General features: G+C 29.5%; 18 protein-coding genes. 3 read left to right on the top strand and 15 right to left on the bottom strand.

What is annotated here, in order from left to right; translation table 11 throughout:
- Window positions 1-202 precede the first annotated feature (202 nt).
- The gene (locus ACQZHJ_RS01430) at window positions 203-1,453 is read left to right on the top strand and encodes a murein hydrolase activator EnvC family protein (RefSeq protein ID WP_430483776.1); all 1,251 of its coding nucleotides are present in this window, start codon (window positions 203-205) and stop codon (window positions 1,451-1,453) included.
- 89 nt (window positions 1,454-1,542) lie between these two features.
- On the opposite strand, the gene galU is transcribed toward ACQZHJ_RS01430, so the two are convergent.
- Window positions 1,543-2,418, bottom strand: a complete 876-nt coding sequence (gene galU, locus ACQZHJ_RS01425; protein ID WP_430483775.1) for a UTP--glucose-1-phosphate uridylyltransferase GalU — start codon at window positions 2,416-2,418, stop codon at window positions 1,543-1,545.
- Window positions 2,419-2,656: 238 nt separating this feature from the next.
- Between galU and ACQZHJ_RS01420 the strand changes: the two genes are divergently transcribed.
- Entirely contained in the window at window positions 2,657-3,520 is an 864-nt protein-coding gene (locus ACQZHJ_RS01420; protein WP_430483774.1) for a 5'-nucleotidase, lipoprotein e(P4) family, read from the top strand.
- Between the two features lie 157 nt (window positions 3,521-3,677).
- Here ACQZHJ_RS01420 and ACQZHJ_RS01415 read toward each other — a convergent pair whose 3' ends face one another.
- From ACQZHJ_RS01415 to ACQZHJ_RS01370, 10 genes are all read right to left on the bottom strand, one after another.
- Entirely contained in the window at window positions 3,678-3,878 is a 201-nt protein-coding gene (locus tag ACQZHJ_RS01415) for a hypothetical protein (RefSeq protein WP_430483772.1), read from the bottom strand.
- A 489-nt stretch (window positions 3,879-4,367) separates the two neighbouring features.
- Entirely contained in the window at window positions 4,368-5,285 is a 918-nt protein-coding gene (locus ACQZHJ_RS01410; RefSeq protein ID WP_430483771.1) for an aldo/keto reductase, read from the bottom strand.
- A gap of 302 nt (window positions 5,286-5,587) precedes the next feature.
- Window positions 5,588-7,030, bottom strand: coding sequence for a glycoside hydrolase family 1 protein (locus ACQZHJ_RS01405; protein WP_430483770.1), 1,443 nt, complete (start codon window positions 7,028-7,030; stop codon window positions 5,588-5,590).
- Window positions 7,031-7,142: 112 nt separating this feature from the next.
- Window positions 7,143-7,895, bottom strand: coding sequence for a MurR/RpiR family transcriptional regulator (locus tag ACQZHJ_RS01400; RefSeq protein ID WP_430483769.1), 753 nt, complete (start codon window positions 7,893-7,895; stop codon window positions 7,143-7,145).
- Window positions 7,896-7,959: 64 nt separating this feature from the next.
- Entirely contained in the window at window positions 7,960-8,490 is a 531-nt protein-coding gene (locus tag ACQZHJ_RS01395) for a hypothetical protein (RefSeq protein WP_430483768.1), read from the bottom strand.
- Between the two features lie 186 nt (window positions 8,491-8,676).
- Window positions 8,677-10,002: a 6-phospho-alpha-glucosidase gene (locus ACQZHJ_RS01390; protein WP_430483767.1), complete on the bottom strand. Its 1,326-nt coding sequence runs from the start codon at window positions 10,000-10,002 to the stop codon at window positions 8,677-8,679.
- 260 nt (window positions 10,003-10,262) lie between these two features.
- Window positions 10,263-10,763, bottom strand: a complete 501-nt coding sequence (locus tag ACQZHJ_RS01385; RefSeq protein ID WP_430483766.1) for an SIS domain-containing protein — start codon at window positions 10,761-10,763, stop codon at window positions 10,263-10,265.
- 112 nt (window positions 10,764-10,875) lie between these two features.
- Window positions 10,876-12,447: an alpha-glucoside-specific PTS transporter subunit IIBC gene (locus tag ACQZHJ_RS01380; protein ID WP_430483765.1), complete on the bottom strand. Its 1,572-nt coding sequence runs from the start codon at window positions 12,445-12,447 to the stop codon at window positions 10,876-10,878.
- 512 nt (window positions 12,448-12,959) lie between these two features.
- A complete protein-coding gene (locus ACQZHJ_RS01375; RefSeq protein WP_430483764.1) occupies window positions 12,960-13,730 on the bottom strand; it encodes a MurR/RpiR family transcriptional regulator in 771 nt (256 codons plus the stop codon).
- A gap of 382 nt (window positions 13,731-14,112) precedes the next feature.
- A complete protein-coding gene (locus ACQZHJ_RS01370) occupies window positions 14,113-15,693 on the bottom strand; it encodes an alpha-glucoside-specific PTS transporter subunit IIBC (protein ID WP_430483763.1) in 1,581 nt (526 codons plus the stop codon).
- Window positions 15,694-16,026: 333 nt separating this feature from the next.
- Here ACQZHJ_RS01370 and ACQZHJ_RS01365 point away from each other — a divergent pair, with 333 nt between their 5' ends.
- Window positions 16,027-16,287: a SemiSWEET transporter gene (locus tag ACQZHJ_RS01365; protein ID WP_430483762.1), complete on the top strand. Its 261-nt coding sequence runs from the start codon at window positions 16,027-16,029 to the stop codon at window positions 16,285-16,287.
- Window positions 16,288-16,425: 138 nt separating this feature from the next.
- Here the strand turns inward: ACQZHJ_RS01365 and ACQZHJ_RS01360 are convergent, their stop codons facing one another.
- The 4 genes from ACQZHJ_RS01360 to ACQZHJ_RS01345 are packed head-to-tail and all read right to left on the bottom strand — an operon-like array spanning window position 16,426 to window position 19,107.
- Window positions 16,426-17,283, bottom strand: coding sequence for an ATP-binding cassette domain-containing protein (locus tag ACQZHJ_RS01360; protein WP_430483761.1), 858 nt, complete (start codon window positions 17,281-17,283; stop codon window positions 16,426-16,428).
- Between the two features lie 14 nt (window positions 17,284-17,297).
- Window positions 17,298-18,068, bottom strand: a complete 771-nt coding sequence (gene cbiQ / locus ACQZHJ_RS01355; protein WP_430483760.1) for a cobalt ECF transporter T component CbiQ — start codon at window positions 18,066-18,068, stop codon at window positions 17,298-17,300.
- A complete protein-coding gene (locus ACQZHJ_RS01350) occupies window positions 18,065-18,364 on the bottom strand; it encodes an energy-coupling factor ABC transporter substrate-binding protein (RefSeq protein WP_430483759.1) in 300 nt (99 codons plus the stop codon). Before ACQZHJ_RS01350 ends, cbiQ begins: the two co-directional genes overlap by 4 nt.
- Window positions 18,364-19,107 carry an energy-coupling factor ABC transporter permease gene (locus ACQZHJ_RS01345; protein WP_430483758.1) on the bottom strand — a complete coding sequence of 248 codons (744 nt, stop codon included), beginning with the start codon at window positions 19,105-19,107 and terminating at the stop codon, window positions 18,364-18,366. Before ACQZHJ_RS01345 ends, ACQZHJ_RS01350 begins: the two co-directional genes overlap by 1 nt.
- Window positions 19,108-19,199 lie beyond the last annotated feature (92 nt).

Below are 19,199 nucleotides of genomic sequence, written 5' to 3'. Positions count from 1 at the left end.
TTCATTACCATCTTATGTATTAATTTTACATTTATTAAATATTTTTACACAAATAAGGTTAATTTAAAAAAATATTCATTGTTTATTAATTTTATTTATAAATGTTTTCAAAATGTTTGTGGTTATACCACTTATTTTTAGGGTATAATTTGATGAAATTGCTATTAAATTCTCGAAAAATATATTAAAGATAGGTGATTAAATGAATAAACTTAAGGTAATATCTTTGTTTATGAGTAGCTTTTTAATTGTTAGTGCACTTGCTGCTCCTATACATGTAAAAGCTAATCCCGAAGTTAATAAATTGCAGGAAGAGAAAAGACATATTACAGAAGAGAAAAAAGTTCAAAAGGGAAAACTCGATGAAATAAAAGATAAAATAGCTGCTAAAGAGACAGAAGTTAATTCTGCCCAAGCTAAAGTTAATGAATATGAAAATAAAATTGATACTTTACATAATGAAATTTCAGAAACAGATTCAGAAATAAATCAAGTAAAAAACTCAATAGAAGAAAACACTAAAGAAATAGCTTCTGCTGAGAAGGAAAAACAACTTAAACAAGACATATTAGGCGAAAGACTTAGAAATGTTTATAAATCAAATTTAAGCAACAAATTTCTTTACATAGTTTTAGAATCTCAAAGTATTAGTGAGCTATTATCTAACATAACTAATATACAATTGCTTGTTAAAACCGACAATGAATTGATTGCTGAAGTTGAAGCTCTTCAATCAGAATTAGAAAGTAGACAAGCTCAACTTGAAAGTTCTAAAAAAACTTTAGATCAAAAGAAAAATGAACTTGTATCTAAAGAAGAAAGTTTAAATGTTGTAAAAGCTGAACACGAAGAAACTCTTAATACTTATAAGTCACAACTAGATGAATTAGAAAGTTTAGAATCTGATAAAAATGCTGAGTTAAGAGAATTAGCTAATAGGGAAGATGAAATTGAAAAGGAAATACAATCATATTTCTCAACTTCATCTACAAGTGATGACGCTACTAATTCAGGAAGTGTTGATAATTCAGGCGGTTCATCTACTGATGGATCATCTAATAATGTTTCTAGTGGTTTCATAAGACCTGTTGATTCTTCAACAATAACAAGTTCTTATGGTCCTAGAGTTCATCCTGTAACAGGCCAATATAAAGTTCATACAGGTGTAGACTTCGCTGCCCCTGCTGGCGCTCCATTCTATGCTTCTAAGGATGGTATAGTTACAACTGCTGAATATCATCCTGCCTATGGAAATATGGTCATTATAGACCACGGTGGTGGATATAGTACATTATATGCTCATGCCTCTTCACTTAATGTTTCAGCAGGACAAAGGGTAAAACAAGGACAAGTAGTGTCTTTAGTTGGTTCAACTGGATACAGTACTGGACCTCATGCCCACTTTGAAATAAGAATAAACGGTCAACATGTAAATCCAATGAATTACATATAACCAAATAATAATAAAGACTAGTCGATTATACATAAATTAATTCAGTATATAATCAACTAGTCTTTTCTCTACACTAATTTCTAAATTAGTTATTCTATTATTCCTCTTAAATAATCAGTAAATCCATCCTTAAGCTCTGGTTTTCTTAAAGCATACTCTACTGTTGCTTTTAAGAACCCTAATTTATCACCAACATCATATCTCTTTCCTTCGAAATTATATGCATATATAGCCTCATAATCTAAAAGTTTTAATAATGCATCTGTAAGCTGAATTTCTCCACCTTTTCCTGGCTCTGTACTTTCTAATATCTCAAATATTTTTGGTGTTAAAATATATCTACCTAATATAGCTATATTAGATGGTGCTTTATCTACATCTGGTTTTTCTACTAATCCAGTAACTTTATATACATCGTCTTCAATATGTATTCCATTAACTATACCATATTTATTAACATCATTTTCTGGTACAGTTTGTACACCTAATATACTTGTATGGTATTCACTATAACAATCTATTAATTGCTTTAGACATGGCTTATTCTCATTATAAACTACGTCATCCCCTAAAAGTACTGCAAATGGCTCATCACCTACAAATGTTCTAGCACAATTTATAGCATGCCCTAAACCTCTTGGCTCCTTTTGTCTTATATAATGTATATCAACTAAATCAGTAATATCTTTAACTAAATCTAAAAGCTCACTTTTGCCAGCTTTCTCAAGTTCATATTCAAGTTCTACTGACTTATCAAAATGATCTTCAATACATTTTTTATTTCTTCCTGTTACTATTAATATTTCTTCTATTCCCGAAGCTACTGCTTCCTCAATAATGTACTGAATAGTTGGCTTATCAACTATAGGCAACATTTCCTTTGGCTGTGCTTTAGTTGCTGGTAAAAATCTTGTTCCCAGTCCAGCTGCTGGTATGATAGCTTTTTTTATAGTTTCTCTTCTCATTTCAACCTCCTGTTAATACGCCAATTTTTCTCAAGTAATAACATTAATAACAAATATATACTTTATAATTATACACTTAATGATATTAAATATAAACTAACAATAAAAATATTTTATGGCATTTTAATCTTACTACTTGATTTTACCATAAACATACAATATAATGAAAGCGTTAACATACAGTAAACAAATTTTACTTTTTATACATATTATTTTTTACAAAAGAAAGGGAGATTTTATGAAAAATACTAAAGTTACTTCAATTGTAATATCAGCGATTATAGGTTTAGGTATTGGTACTGGTGGAACACTTGTATATGAAAATCATCAAGATGCTGCTCAATTAGCTAAAATTGAAGCTACATCAAAGGAAAATGCTACTGAACAATTAGTTAGAGGAAATGTACTAGCTACTTTATGGCAACAAAATTCTGGTGAAGTTAATGCATTAAGATATGAAGCTTATAATTCCGCTATGAAATACGTTGATGAACTCGTAAAAGAACCAACAGATAAACCATATGCAGTTACCCTAGATATAGATGAAACTATACTTGATAACTCAAAACATGCTGGATATCAAATAAAGCATAATGAGACATACACTAAAGAAAACTGGGGTGAATGGGTTCAAGAAGCTGATGCTTCTGCAATAGCTGGAGCAAAAGAATTTACTGATTACGCCAAAAGTAAAGGATTTGAAGTTTATTACGTTTCTAACAGAAGTGAAAAAACAGAATTAGATGCAACTTTAAAAAATATGCAAGACCTTGGCTTTGTAAATGCTGATAAAGACCATGTATTATTAAAAACCGATACAAGTAACAAAGATGAAAGATGGAATAAAATAAGAGAAAATCATAATCTTGTTATGTACTGCGGAGATAACTTAGGTGACTTCCCTAATGGCTACGATAAAAAGTCTAATGAAGAAAGAAACACTATAGTTAAAGAAAATAAAGATTTCTTTGGAACTAAATATATAATGCTTCCAAACCCAACTTATGGTGACTTTGAAAATGCTGTTTATGGATATGATTTTAAAAAATCTCCTGAACAAAAACTTCAAGATAGACTAAATAGCATAAAATCTTTTAAATAAAAAAATTAAAGCTATACCATTCATCCACACTGGTATAGCTTTTTATTTAAAATCATTATAAAACTCTAATCTAAATTTTAATATTTAGCTAAATAAAATCATCCCTAAAATTCAGCTAAAATAGAGTTAACAAGGCATGTTGGTTTACTAAATAAGATTAAACTCTTTTATTTTTCATTTTATACTTTTCAAACATTTGGCTTTGTTCTTCTACCACTATCTTATCAATTATTTTGCTAAGAGTAAGAACTTCCTGAGTGCAACCATATTTTTGATATAAACCGGCTAACAGATCTTTTAACTCCTTTGTAAACATATCATCGTACTCTCCCTTTTTAATTTTAATATCATCCCCCACTTTTAAAACTAATAGTGTCCTATAGTATTATAGTTTTACAAATTAACCTTTTTTAAGTTATAAATGATTTTTTCTAAAATAAAATAAACTGGTTAATTATAGAACTTTAAATAATAAATTGTCTTTTATTATATTTTAAAATCATTAATTGAATTAGTAAATAATATTCAAACTACAAAATTCGACCATAAGTATTTATTAAAATAAAGTATACTTTAATATTATTTTTTCTAAAAAAACAACAACTTATTAAGAAAGTATTAATTTCACAAGAGTATTTTATAATTAATCCAGTTAACTTTATAAAATTTATTTATTTTTCAAATAAATTTTATTGCTTTAATTAAATAAAGCACCATCTTTTGGAAAATTATTTCATTTTTACTTAATTTTTAATACTTTTTATATCCTTTTATTTAAAAAATTTAAAAATAAAATTTAAAATTCATGTTTATTAATAGAAAAACTCTTTAATTCTTAAATAAAACTTTATGGTAATTTATTACCAGCTGCTCTATAGAGTTCATACCACTCTTCTCTACTCAATTTTATCTCTGAAGCCTTACATATGGCTTTAACTCTCTCCTTATTAGTAGTTCCTATGATAGGCTGCATCTTAGCAGGATGTCTTAATATCCAAGCTATAGCTATAGCTTCTTTAGTAACTTCATATTTATTAGCTAGCTGATCAATTTTATCATTTAACTCTTTGAATTTAGGATTGTCTAAAAAAACGCCCTCAAAGAATCCATATTGGAATGGTGACCATGGTTGTATTGTTATATCATTTAGTCTACAAAACTCTAATATGCTTCCATCCCTATCTATTGATGGTGCTATCTCCATGTTTACATTTAACCCTGAATCTATCATTCCTGTATTAGTTAAACTTAATTGAAGTTGATTAGCTATTATCTTATCTTTTAAATATTTATTTAAAAGCTGAATTTGCATAGGATTTTGATTGCTAACTCCAAATTTTCTTACCTTTCCACTAGCCCTTAATATTTCAAAAGCTTCTGCAACCTCTTCTGGTTCCATTAACGTATCTGGTCTATGTAGTAGTAATATATCTAAATAATCTGTATTTAATCTTTTTAATATTCCATCAACAGAATTTAAAATATGCTCCTTAGAAAAATCAAAAAATCCTGGTCTAATTCCGCACTTACTTTGTATTATCATTTTTTCTCTAATACTTGAATTCATATCAATTGCATTAGAGAAAACCTCTTCTGATTTTCCCTTTCCATATATATCAGCATGATCAAAAAGAGTTATTCCTTCTTCTAACGCTGTATTTATTAGTATATTAGCATCTTGCTTACTCATTTCTGATATTCTCATACATCCTAAAGATATTTCAGAAGCTAATAACCCACTTTTACCAATATCTATATTTTTCATAACAAATCCTCCCATACCATTAATTTATGAAGCTTAATTTATGGCCATTAAATAATCATGCCCTTAAAATTCCATAATAAATATCAATAACCTCTTCATAATTATATAGTTTCATTATACTAGAAATTGTGTAAAATTTATGTTAATCCCAACAATTACTTACATTAATTTCTAATCATAATAATTATAAAACCTATAGATACATCTAACTACTAATTAAATATATCTATAGGCTTATAATTTTTTAATATTTTTCTTTTAATTACTGGCTCGATTTTAAACTACTGTTAATTTTAACTTAATTACTTTATATTTTCTCCATTATTCTCTATAACACTCTTATACCAATAGAAGCTATCTTTCTTATATCTATTTAAGGTACCATTTTCAGTTTCATCTCTATCAATATAAACAAATCCATATCTTTTTTGATAGCCATTTAACCAACTTAATAAATCTGTAAATGACCATGTACAATATCCTATTAAATCAACTCCATCAGTTATAGCTTCCTTACAAGCTTTAACATGAGCTTCTAAATAATCTATTCTGTATTTATCATGTATTTCATTGCCATCTTCTAAAGTATCAAAAGCTCCTAATCCATTTTCAGTTATTAATATAGGTAATCCATATCTGTCTGTTATCCTTCTTAGCCCTATTCTTAATCCCTCTGGGTCTATTGTCCAATCCCAATCAGTTGCTTCTAAGTATTTATTCTTAACAGTCTTATAAACTCCTGGAATTCCACTATCCTTAGTAGTTCCTTTTTTTCCTGTTGTATTAAAGTTCCCAACTCCTGTTCCACCCTCTATAGGATTCTCTTCATAATTAGTAGTTTGATAGTAGTTAACTCCCATAAAATCTGGTCTTCCCTTGCTAAGAAGCTCTAAATCTCCCTCTTCTATTGTAGGTGTTAACCCTCTTTCAGCCAAGTATTTCCAACCTATCTTAGGATACTTACCATTACAATAAACTTCTAGCCACCAATCATTATTTAAAAGTTCAGCATTTTCTCCTGCTAAAACATCTTCTGGGTTTGGAGAATTATAATATGCTGGAGAATAAGCAAAGCTTGGTCCTATCATTCCTTTTAATCCAAGTTGTCTAAATGAATCTATCACTTTAGCATTAGCTAAATTTGCTATATGGTTTGCCTCATACATCCTCTTAGCATCCTTAACTCCAGGAGGGTGAAGAGCTATTTCATAACCTAACTTTATAAATACATTTTGCTCATTTAAAGTAACCCAATACTTTACTTTATCTCCAAAAGCCTTAAATAAAGTGACAGCATAATTATTAAAGTCATCTATTATTTTTCTAGATTCCCAGCCATTATACTCATCCATAAGTGCCTGTGGTAAATCCCAATGATATAACGTTATAATAGGTTCTATATCATTTTTTATAAGTTCATCTATTAAATTATTATAGAATTCTAATCCCTTTTCATTTATCTCTCCATATCCCTTTGGAAATATTCTTGACCAACTTATAGAAAATCTATATGCCTTCAATCCCATCTCCTTCATTAAAGCTACATCTTCTTTATATCTATTATAGTGATCAACAGCTTTATCACCATTTGTCCCCTTAAAAGTAGTTCCTGGTATCTTCGTATATATATCCCAAACTGAAGGTCCTTTTCCATCTTTATCCCATGCACCTTCTACTTGATAAGCAGCAGATGCAGACCCCCATAAAAAATCTTTATTAAAACTATCAAGGTTTAAATATTTCATAAGAAAACACTCCCTTTCATCTCTTAAGGCAATAATATCACAAAGAGTTTTAAAATTGTTTGTATAAAAAAGAAGTGTTACAAGTAACTCTCTTTTGTTACTTGTAACACTTCTAAAACACCTTGTTACCTTTACAAAGCCTAGCCATTTTTTCAATTATATACACCGTTGGAAGATGAGATGTAATATCACTATATTCTAAAGAACTTCCTCTTTCGTAATAATATCTTTCCTGACTTATATAATAATTTATTGTGTAATCAGTAAGTCTTGCTAAAGTATTAGTCTTTTTATTCGTTATACTAAGTGTTTCTACCCCTAGACTCTTTAGCTTTTCAACCATACCTATAACTGATGGATTTTCACCAGAAACTGATATAGCTACTGCTAATGTATTTTCTAAACTCTTAGTATTTATCGGATAAAATGGATCGTCAATATGTATAGAAAACTTTCCAAAATAAGACATATACTTAGCTGCATATGCAGCCATAGCACCTGAACTTCCTATTCCAATAAATAATATAGTTTCTTTATTCTTTATAACTTTTCTCAATCTTTCAATCTGACTATTAATATCTTCTAAATTATTTAAAAATTCATCAAAAGAATCTATTTTTTCAAAAGCAGTTGAGGTTCTTTCTTCCTTTATTACGTTTTTTATATATGTTTTAAATTCAGAAAAACCACTAAACCCATTCTTCTTGCAGAATCTTAATATAGTAGCTGTTGAAACATGTATTTCATCTGCCAACTCTCTTATGGTCATGTATACTACTTTCTCTTTATTATTTAATATATATTTATATATATCAATTTCTAAATTATTTAATTCTGATACATTTATATTAAATATAGTAATCACCCCTAAAACTCACTAACCTTAACAAGGTTTTCTGAATCTATTTTATCATTAGATTAGACTAATATTAAACATCTCTATAATTCATTATCTCATTTATTAGTATATTATCAAAATATAAATAATCCTCAAATATCAAATTACTTGGATAACTCAAAACAATTAAACTCTTGTCATTATGTTCTTTATTATAACAAGGTCTCTTATGCTCAAAAATATTTCTTTTAAATCCAAGCTCCTCATAATTAGAAAATCTCTCTAAGGAACTATCATCCACTTTTTTTTCAAATTCTATTATCATTGGTATTCTATCTTCGCAAAGCTTAGAGATTATTCTTTTTTCATACCCAGTTCCTTTTAGATTCAAGTTCCAAGCTATATGTTCTATATACCTAATACTTTCTAAATCCCAGTAAAATACAATACCTATTACCCTCTTTTTCTCTAAAACAGCTAGGCAATTAAAATCCTCATTTTTCATAGCTTCTATCTGCATTTCTAAACTTCTTTTTTGATAACCTTGAAAATTACTATTATAAATATCCCATACTTGTTTCCAATAATAATCATCAATATTTTCTATAACTCTAAATCGCATGAACCTCCCCCCCTAAAAATCCCTATAAATAATATTATACCATTAAATGTAATATTTTACATATAATCCTTGTACTTTGATATATATTTTTTTCACATTTTAGGATAAGAAAAAAGAAAACACTCGTTTTTTGTAAAACGAGTGTTTTTTTTAAAACTTTATTTTAAATTTTAAGGAATCATATAACTATTTTAATTCTGGCCAAAAGTCTTTATTAGCTTCTATTAAATCATCTAAGATAGCTTTTGCAACTGTTGCACTTGGTACAGTTTTTGATAAAGTAATTGCTTGCCATAATTTTTGATATGAGTGTTCAGCCCAAGCTTCAACAGTTAATTTTTCAACAGCTACTTGTTGTTCCATTAATCCTTTTTGGAATCTTGGTATATCTCCCATAACTAATGGTTCTGGTCCATTTGAACCAACTATACAAGGTATTTCAACCATTGCTGTTTTATCAAAGTTTTCTATAGCTCCGTTATTTTCAACTATTAATAACATTCTTTCTTGAGTATTGAATGCTATAGCTCTTGCTAAGTCAACTATATATGAAGCATGCTCATCAATGTGTAATCCTGAACCTTCAGCAGTACCATTTTCTACAACTTTTCTACATTCTCCAAATACGAACTTTTCTCTTCCATCCATAACTTCATTAGCTCTAGTGTATTCCTTATCTGAATGATTTACTACGTAATCTTGGAATAAGTAGTATTTTAAATAAGTGTTTGGTAAATGAGTTGGATCTACAGCTAAAATATCCTTAGCTTTAGCAAAAGTATCATTCCAACTTGCTTCTGAATGTTGATTTTCATCTATATCAACAATATAACCATGTTTAGCTACATGCTCTTTTAATCTAGGCATTAAATCATTACCATCTTTATCTCTTATGCTTGACCACCATCCAAAGTGATTTAATCCATAGTATTTAACAATCATATCTTTTCTTGATTCTAGTCCTAAGATTTGAGCCATATGAGTTTCTATGCCTATTGGCATATCACATATATTTAAAACCTTTGAATTTGGTTTTAACTTTCTTGTAGCTTCAGCAACTATAGCTGCTGGGTTTGAATAGTTAAGCATCCAAGCATTTGGTGAATATTTTTCCATGTAATCTATGATTTCTAATATTCCCCCAATAGATCTCATACCATAAGCTATTCCTCCTGGTCCACAAGTTTCTTGACCAACTACACCATGTCTTAGTGGAATTTTCTCATCTAATTCTCTCATGGCATATTTACCAACTCTTATATGAGCCATTACAAAATCTATATCAGTAAATGCTTCTTCTGGATCTACAGTTGCTAAGAACTCAATTTCTGGCGCTCTTTCTCTTAGTAAGATTTCACAAGCTTTAGCTATAGTATCTTGTCTTTCTGCATCATTGTCATAAAATTTAATCTTTCTAATTGGGAACTTATCTAAGTTATCTAATAACATTAAAACTATTCCTGGAGTAAATGTACTTCCGCCACCTGCTATAACAATTGAAAATTTCTTCATAAAAATCTCCCCCTCAAAAACGTATTTGTTTTATTTAAAAATTCGTTATTTCTTTTCCATGGCTTAATAATAACAAAGCTTTTTATTACATACAACGTTTTCACACTCTTTAGGGAATAGTATCACTTATAAGTAACTCCTCTCATTTCATGTGAAATTTCACATAAATACTTAACAGTGTATAAACTTAGTAATTAAGCCAAAAGAAAGAGTATTTACACAAAATAAATACTCTTTTTAAAAACTGATATATTATTTTTTCACATTCTACATAACTCATATAAGAAGTCAACCAACATACAATATTCTTTTACATTTTCATATGAATCATCATGACATGTATCGATTTTTTCTAAGCGTGGAGTGCAAATTGGTACACTATTCTCTCTATCTTTTCCAATAAAGAATTTACCTATATCTTCTCCTGATACTCTTTCATTTATCTCCTCTAAATAATCATTTGTATTTTCTGATGAAATCATTATTATGCAATCATCTTTGCTTATTAGACTTAATACTGCATCCATTTCATCAGCTTTGTAAAAATCAAAAACATATTTTCCTAAAGCAGTAAATGCTCGTTTAAGCTCTTGCCCTATAATATTTGAGCTTATTTCCTTCCCATATATAAATATTCTATTACTCTTACTTATTTGTTCAACAAAGTTTTCACACATACCTCTATCTATTAACTCAACCATTTTTTCGCTCTTAACTCTATTATCTTCAATAATGTTTTGTAATAATTCAAATTTTCTCATGTAATCAACTCCTCGTATATCTTTTCTATATAAAAAATAAAGAGCGCAAAGTTACACTCTGCCCCCTTATTTATATAAAACTTATCAATTTCTAAAACTAAAACAGAAATATCTACTTATTAGTTTGAGTTAATAACTTTTCAAACTCTTCTCTAACACTTGGTACAGAAAGTCCAACTATAACTTGAATAGCCTTTCCCTTCTTAACCAACCCATGTGCACCTGCTTGTTTAAATACAGATTGATCTTGAACTTTATCAGGATCATTAACAGATATTCTTAATCTAGTAGCACAATTTGTAACATCAACTATATTTTCACTTCCACCCAAGGCCTCTAAGAACAGAGCAGCTTTATCATCACCTTTTATCTCTCCATTCTTCCTATTTTTATAATCAGCTTTAGTATATAACTTAGCTTCTTCATTCTCATCTTCTCTACCTGGAGTTTTAAAGTTAAATTTAAGTATTAAGAATCTAAATATAAAGAAATATATAGCTACAAAAATTAGACCAATAACAATTTGAGTTATATATGTGTCTCCATGATACTTAAATAAAGGAATCCAGTTAAGTGCAGCCCAATCTATAAGTCCACCTCCAAAGTTACCTGAAACACCAAATGCAAAAGAAACCGCTGAAAGTGTTGCTGCTAATAATGAATGAACTAGGAATAAAGCTGGTGCTATAAATAAGAATGTAAACTCTAATGGTTCAGTTATCCCTGCTACCACAGCTGTTAGAGTAGCTGGAATAAGCAATCCTGCCACTACCTTTTTCTTATTAGGCTTAGCAGTTGCATAGATAGCTAATGCTATACCCATACATCCAAATACCTTTGATAATCCATGAAGAGCAAATCCACCTGCTGGGAACATTTCTCTTAAACTTTGAGCAGAATTTGCAAACTCGCCTAAGTTAGTTGCCCAATAAACATTTATTCCCCCTTGAACCACTGCTGAGTCAAATATAAATGGTGAATAAATGAAATGATGTAATCCCGTTGGAATTAAGAATCTTTCTAAGAATGTGTAAACCCAAACTCCTATTACTCCAGATGAAGTTAAAAATCCTTGCATTAGAGCAATTCCACCTTGAACTTTTGGCCAAATAAATGCCATTAAAAATGCAACAGGTATCATAACAAAAAATGAAATCATAACTACGAAGGACGAACCTTTGAAAGTTCCTAAAAACTCAGGTAACTTAAAATCAAAAAACTTATCATGTAAATACACAACAATCCCTGCAATAAGTATTGAACCAACCATTCCAGTATCTAAAGTCTTGATTCCAGCTATCATAGCTAGTCCTGAACTTCCACCTACCTCTTGAGCGAAGTCAACTCCAAAACTCGGTCCCCACATAGTAAGAATTGCGCTTAAGAAATAGTTGAACGTTAAGTAAACCACTAAAGCTTCCATACAAGCACGAGCTTGCTGTTTCTTTGCTAACCCAATCGGTAAACCAATAACAAACAACAATGGTAGCTGTCTAAATACAGTCCAAGCACCTTCTTCTAGCAATGTCCATACTTGTACCCAAGTGCTCCCCTCTGCTGCTATACTTCCCATAATCTCTGGATTCTTAAATAATATTGCTAAGCCTACCATTATTCCAGAGAAAGCAAACAGTAATACAGGCGTAAACATTGCGCCCCCAAATCTTTGAATTTTTTGCATCATAAACCCTTATACCCCCTATTTTCATATATACATTTTTTCCCTTAATATTTCTGTAAGAGAATAATAACAATTCTACAAAACGTTTTCAACGAATTTGAAGGCTTTAGGTACTTTTCTCTCTTTGTTGTTATTAGTCACATTAAATGTGAAATTTCCCTTTAAATTTTAGGTCTATTATCGCTTATTATGTACTCTATTTTTATAAACATAAAAAAGTGAAATAGATGCAATAATAGGTGCTATGCAAACTAACCCTTCAATAACAATCTCAAATATTCTCATAATTCTCTCTCCTTTAACCATTAAATTTTTATAATTAAGCTTCCTAAAAACCACCTACCCTTAATCGTAGAAAAAGCTAGGCAATAGAAACTCTTTGTGAAATTAATTTAGTCCTAAAGATATAGCTAGAAATCAACACTAACTTAAAACAACTGCTAAAATAAAAAGGCATATTAAAACATCAAAATTATACTCTAAAATAACTCAATGATTTAATATGCACTAAAGTTCTATTCCTTATTTTCTGCCTCAATATCATTCTTATACATTGAGTATCTTAAAAATATCATCTCTGCTAAAGTAAAGAATAAAGCTGTTGATTCATACTCCTTACCCCCACCTAAATCATGCATTGATGTATTTATGTATAAATTTTCATCACTTAACCTAGCTAAAGCGTTATTCTTTAGTTTTGTTATTGAAATTATAGGTACATTTCTTAATTTAAATTGCTTGGCCAATCTTTTTATATGATCAGATTCACCTGTTAATGATATCAATATTATTAAGTCATCATCACTAATTGTATTTAAAATCATATCAGCCTCTGCTTCGCCTTGTATATTATATATACATTCTTGCCCTGATAAAAATATTCTTTTAAGTTCAGCTGCCACTGCTGATTGAACTGCCCCTGTACCATAAACAAATATTCTTTTAGAACTATAGATAAGACTACATACACTTGAAAAATCCTTTTCCTGCATATCATTTATAAACTTTGTAATATCATTACAAACTACTTTTAAATAATCTTGCTCACCAGTCTCCTTATCTTCACTTTCCCATTTTAAATAAATTTTCAATTCACTATATCCCTTTAAGGAAAGTTTTTGTGCAAATCTTAAAACCGTAGTTCTAGAGACATTACACCTATTAGCTAACTCATCAATGGTTAAGTTACAGCAGTCTTTTTTATGATTATATACATATTTCCAAATGTGTAAATCACTATGATTTAATTTGTCATAATGTTTATTAACAAGCTCTTCTAACCTCATAATATACCTCCAACAATAATATGTCTAACCTTCAACGCAAACTCTTTTAATATAAAAATAATATATCCAAACAAAACACTTAAATATATTTTTATAAACTATATTCTTAACTTATATGATAACATAGTTCTTCCATTTTTGAATCATAATGTAATAACACTCTATTTAAAAATACTAATAAAATCTCTCTATCTCTATAGTTTATACAAACTTTGGCTAAAAATATAAATTTTTATAAGTAACTTAATAAATATCAATATAGTGTAATTTTCTCATATATATTTAAAGTAAAACACCACGGAGAATTTATCTCTGTGGTGTTTAGGTATTTGAGTTTAATTTAATTATATAAAATTTTATAACTAGCTTATTTTAATTTATATTAAAGTAAAGATTCAAATTCATCTCTTACTTCTGGTACTGATAATCCGATTATTACTTGAATAGCCTTACCATTTCTAACAATACCATGTGCTCCAGCAGCCTTAAATGCTGCATCTTTATCTAACTTCGTTTCATCCTTAACTGTTAAACGAAGACGAGTTGCACAGTTTGTGACATCTACTATATTTTCTTTTCCACCTAAAGCTATTAATATTAACTCTGCTTTTTGGGCTGTTTTGCTCTTACCTGAGTTACCTCCATTTGAGTCATCACCTTTTTTAGCTTTGTAATCAGCTTTAGTATATAATTTAGTTTCTTCATCATCATCTTCTCTACCTGGAGTTTTTAAGTTCATTTTTAAGATTACAAATCTAAATACGAAGAAGTATATTGCTGAGAAACATAACCCTATAGCTATTTGAATTAAGTATGTTTGCCAATGATTTTGAGCTAGTGGTATCCAGTTTTGAGCTAACCAGTCTATTATTCCTCCACCAAAGTTACCTGAAACTCCAAATGCAAACTCTGTAGCTGCTAATGTAGCTGCTAATGCTGCATGTATAGCAAATAATATTGGTGCTACGAATAAGAATGTAAACTCAAGTGGTTCTGTAATACCAGCTAAGATTGCTGTTAATGTTGCTGGAATTAATAAACCTGCAACAACTTTCTTTTTATTTGGTTTAGCAGTTACATAAAGTGCTAATGCTATACCAATTGATCCAAAGATTTTTGAATGACCATGTAATGCAAATGCCCCTGCTGGGAATAATTCTGTTAAGCTTTGTTGTGACATAGCATATTGAGCTAAATGTTGTGGCCAATATGTAGCTATTCCACCATCTACAACAGCTGGTCCAAAAATAAATGGTCCATATATAAAGTGATGTAATCCTGTTGGAATTAATATACGTTCAAGGAATGTGTATATCCAAACCCCTACTATACCTGATGAAGCCAAGAACCCTTGTAGTGAGTTTATACCTGCTTGAACTTTTGGCCATAATAAACAGAATATAAATGCAACTGGAATCATTACAAAGAATCCAATCATATATACAAAAGTTGATCCTCTAAATATTCCTAACCATTCTGGTAATTCTGTATCAAAGAAACGATTATGTACCCATACTGCTATTCCAGCAATAATAATTGCTCCTATCATACCTGTATCAAAAGTCTTGATACCTGCAATAGTAGTTAATCCACTTACTCCTCCAACTTCTTGTGCAAAATCAACTCCGAAGAATCCACCCCACATAGTTAACATTGAAGCAACAAAATAGTTGAAAGTTAAATATATGACTAAAGCTTCCATACATGCTCTTGCTTGAGCCTTTTTAGCTAACGCTATTGGTAATCCAACAACGAATAACAATGGAAGTTGTCTAAATACTGTCCATCCACCCTCTTCAATAAGAGTCCAAATTTGATACCATAAAGTACCTTCATTTGCAATTGGTCCAATTATCTCTGGATTCTTGAATAGAATACAAAGTCCTACTGTTATACCTGCGAAAGCAAATAGTAAAACTGGTGTAAACATCGCAGCTCCAAATCTTTGAATTTTTTGCATCATACCTTTACCACCTCACAAATTTTATAAATCCTATTATTACCCTTTAACTTAAGTATTTGATATAAATACTTAAGTTATATTTTTATAAGTCCAAGTACAGTTCATATATTATTTATTTTGATGAACTTTTCTTGTACGATTTGTTAATTAAATAATATCAACTCATGATAACATTTACAATACTTCAAATTCACTCTGTGCCTTATTTCATAAGACTGCAACTTTTTCCCAAAACTCGTGAAATTTCACACATGAATTATTATTGACTTACATATCTTAAATCTATAGATTAATAGTGGGTAATAAATTTATTAAATGGTAAGGAGATTTTTTATGATTGGTTCAATAGCTGCCATATTGACTACAGTATCCTTTGTTCCTCAAGCTATAAAGATTATAAAAACAAAGGACACATCAGGTATATCACTTATAATGTATTCATTATTTACTGTTGGAGTGTTTCTTTGGATAATACATGGTTTAATAATAGATGATTCAGCAGTAATTCTAGCTAATATATGTACTTTAGTTTTTGCAGTAATAATTTTATTCTATAAAATAAAATATAAAGATGGAATTACTAGTGATAGTTAGGTTTCTTAAGTTTCAAATAACATAATGAAATCAATATTTTTAATAAATAAAGAGCTATATCAAAACAACCTTTTAATAAAACTTGCAAATAATATGTGTTTGCAAATTTTATTATTAAGTTTTGATATAGCTCTTTTTCTATTTCATTAAGACTTTATCTTTCCAGTTATTTAATGACTTTCTTGCTTCCCCTATTGTTAGGGACAACTTATCAAGTGCAAAGTCGTCTTTTTCACTTAATATCTCAATTAAATGTCCTATTCTAGGTAATCTGAGATTTACTTTTCGTATAGTTTCTTTTTGACCAAATACCTTACTTGGACTTCCACTTAAAATTACTTTTCCCTCTTTCATGACATATACGTTTTTACAATATAGAGGTACTATATCTATGTCGTGTGTAGCTATTATTATTGTTATACCTAATTCCTTCTGCATTTCAACTAGTAGCTTCATTATTTCAGAAACTCCCATAGGATCTAGTCCAGCAGTTGGCTCATCTAGAATTAACACCTTAGGCTCCATAACTAAAACTCCAGCAATGGCCACCCTCTTCTTTTGTCCAAAGCTTAAACAATGAGTTGGCTTATCCTTCAAACTTTCTATCCCTGTCCTTTTCAAAGCATTTTCAACTCTTTTTCTTACTATATCCTCAGGTAGCTTCATGTTTACAGCTCCAAAAGACACATCTTGATAAACACTTGCTGAAAAAAGCTGATTATCTGGATCTTGAAAAACAATCCCTACATTCTCTCTTAATTTCATAAGACTTTTTCTAGAGTATTCAATAGGCTTTCCTTCAAATAATATTTTTCCTGAAGAAGGTTTCAATATTCCATTCAAGTTTTGAAACAAAGTAGACTTACCAACTCCATTGCCTCCAAGTATAGCAGTTATTTCACCTTTTTTTATATTCATGTTTATGCCTTTTAGAGCATGAGTACCATCTGAATAGTTATAATTTAATTCTTGTATTTGTAGTATATATTCCTCCATAACTTCCTCCTGCTCTAATTAATAAAAATAGTTATTATTATTAATATTAAATTAATTGCTATAGCTACACCATATAAATAATTTCTCTTTTTAAATTGTTCTTGCAAAACATTTAATTCTCCGTTGTATCCTCTTGATTCTAAAGATATATATAAATCATTAGCTCTCTTAAATGAACGTATAAAAAGAGTAGCAGCTAATGCTCCTAGTGACTTAAATGATGTTCTTGTATCTCTATATCCTAATCTAGAATTTTGAGATATAAACATTGTTTGAGAAGTTTCTAGAAGAATAAATATAAATCTATATACTAATCCTATTATTTCTATTAGAAAATCTGGAATTCTAAATTTCTTTAAAACTGATATAACATCAATCATTGGAGTTGTTAATGATATAAAGTAAAGTGAACTTAAAGCTCCTAGTACCTTAAAAAACATATTTATTCCTTCATAGACACCATTTTTAGAAATTCCAATCCACCCATGAAAAAGCTTAATAGAATATATTAAATCTCCTCTATTAGAGGAATAATTTATTACTATAGTAATAATACTAATTACTAAAAATCCTGTCGGAATTATCATAAGTCTCAAAAATTCTTTCCAATTAGTTCCCCCTATTCTTATAATTAGGAAAGCCATTATTGTTATTATAAACAATGAAACGACTAAATTATTAGCCCATAAACATACGCTTAGAGTTAATATTGCAAAAAATATTTTTTCCATAGGATTAATATTCTTTAGTTTAGATGCATAAGCATATTTATCAATATTTATCATTTAGATTCTTCTTCTACTTTCTTTTTACCCTTTAAATATCCAAAACCAAACCCAATTACTCCTGCTCCTATAGCTGCTTGAAGCGCAAATAATAAGCTTTCTATTTCTCCACTGGCTGGCTCAAACATTGGTGAAAACCAAGGTTCATAATTTTCATCTATTTGAGTTATAGCTTCTTCAGCTTGTCCATCAGCTCCACCAAACTCAGCATCCTTAGTTACAAAGAAAGGAATTATAGTAATAGCTACTACTAATAAAATTAATATGACATTAGTTAACACTCTTTTATTTTTCATTACTTTACCTCCCTTGAAAGAATATTAAGGTCCATTAAATCATCTTTTGCATAGTTCTCTATTGCATTAAATATTACTACTGTTAATATTCCCTCACTTATAGCTAAAGGAATTTGTGTAACTGCAAATATACCCATAAACTTCATAACTGAAGCCATGATACCTCCAACTTCTGCTGGGAATGCTAATCCTAATTGAATTGATGTAACCATATATGTTGCTAAGTCCCCAAGAGATGCAGCTAAAAATACACCTAACCAAGTTGGTCCATTTAGTTTCTTCACTAACTTATAAAGTCCATATGATACTAAAGGTCCAACTACTGCCATTGAAAAAGTATTTGCACCAAGAGTAGTAAGTCCACCATGTGCTAAAAGTAATGCCTGGAATAAAAGAACTATAAGTCCTAAAACTGAAGCCGCTGTAGGGCCAAATAATATAGCTGCAAGGCCGACCCCTGTTGGGTGAGAACAACTTCCTGTAACTGATGGCAATTTAAGAGCTGATAAAACAAAAGCATATGCGCCTGCCATAGCTAATAATATCTTCAACCTTGGATTGTTACTAACCGTTTTCTTTATTGAGAAAATTCCTAAGACAATAAATGGTATAGTTATAACTCCCCATGCTATACACCACTTAGGTTGTAAAAACCCTTCCATAATATGCATAGCTGAAACACTTGTAGGTATTAATAAAAACATTAATAAAAATCCTATAAATACTTGATTCTTTTTTGACATAATAATTCTACTCCTTAAATTATATTTTATTTTTGTATCCCCATTGTAAAATAATCAACATTTATCTAAGACATAGCCTAATTTAAAAAATT

The sequence above is a fragment of the Clostridium sp. B9 genome (genome assembly GCF_050509515.1).
Classification (GTDB): Bacteria; Bacillota; Clostridia; order Clostridiales; family Clostridiaceae; genus Sarcina.
This window is presented reverse-complemented; position numbering and strand designations above follow the sequence as displayed.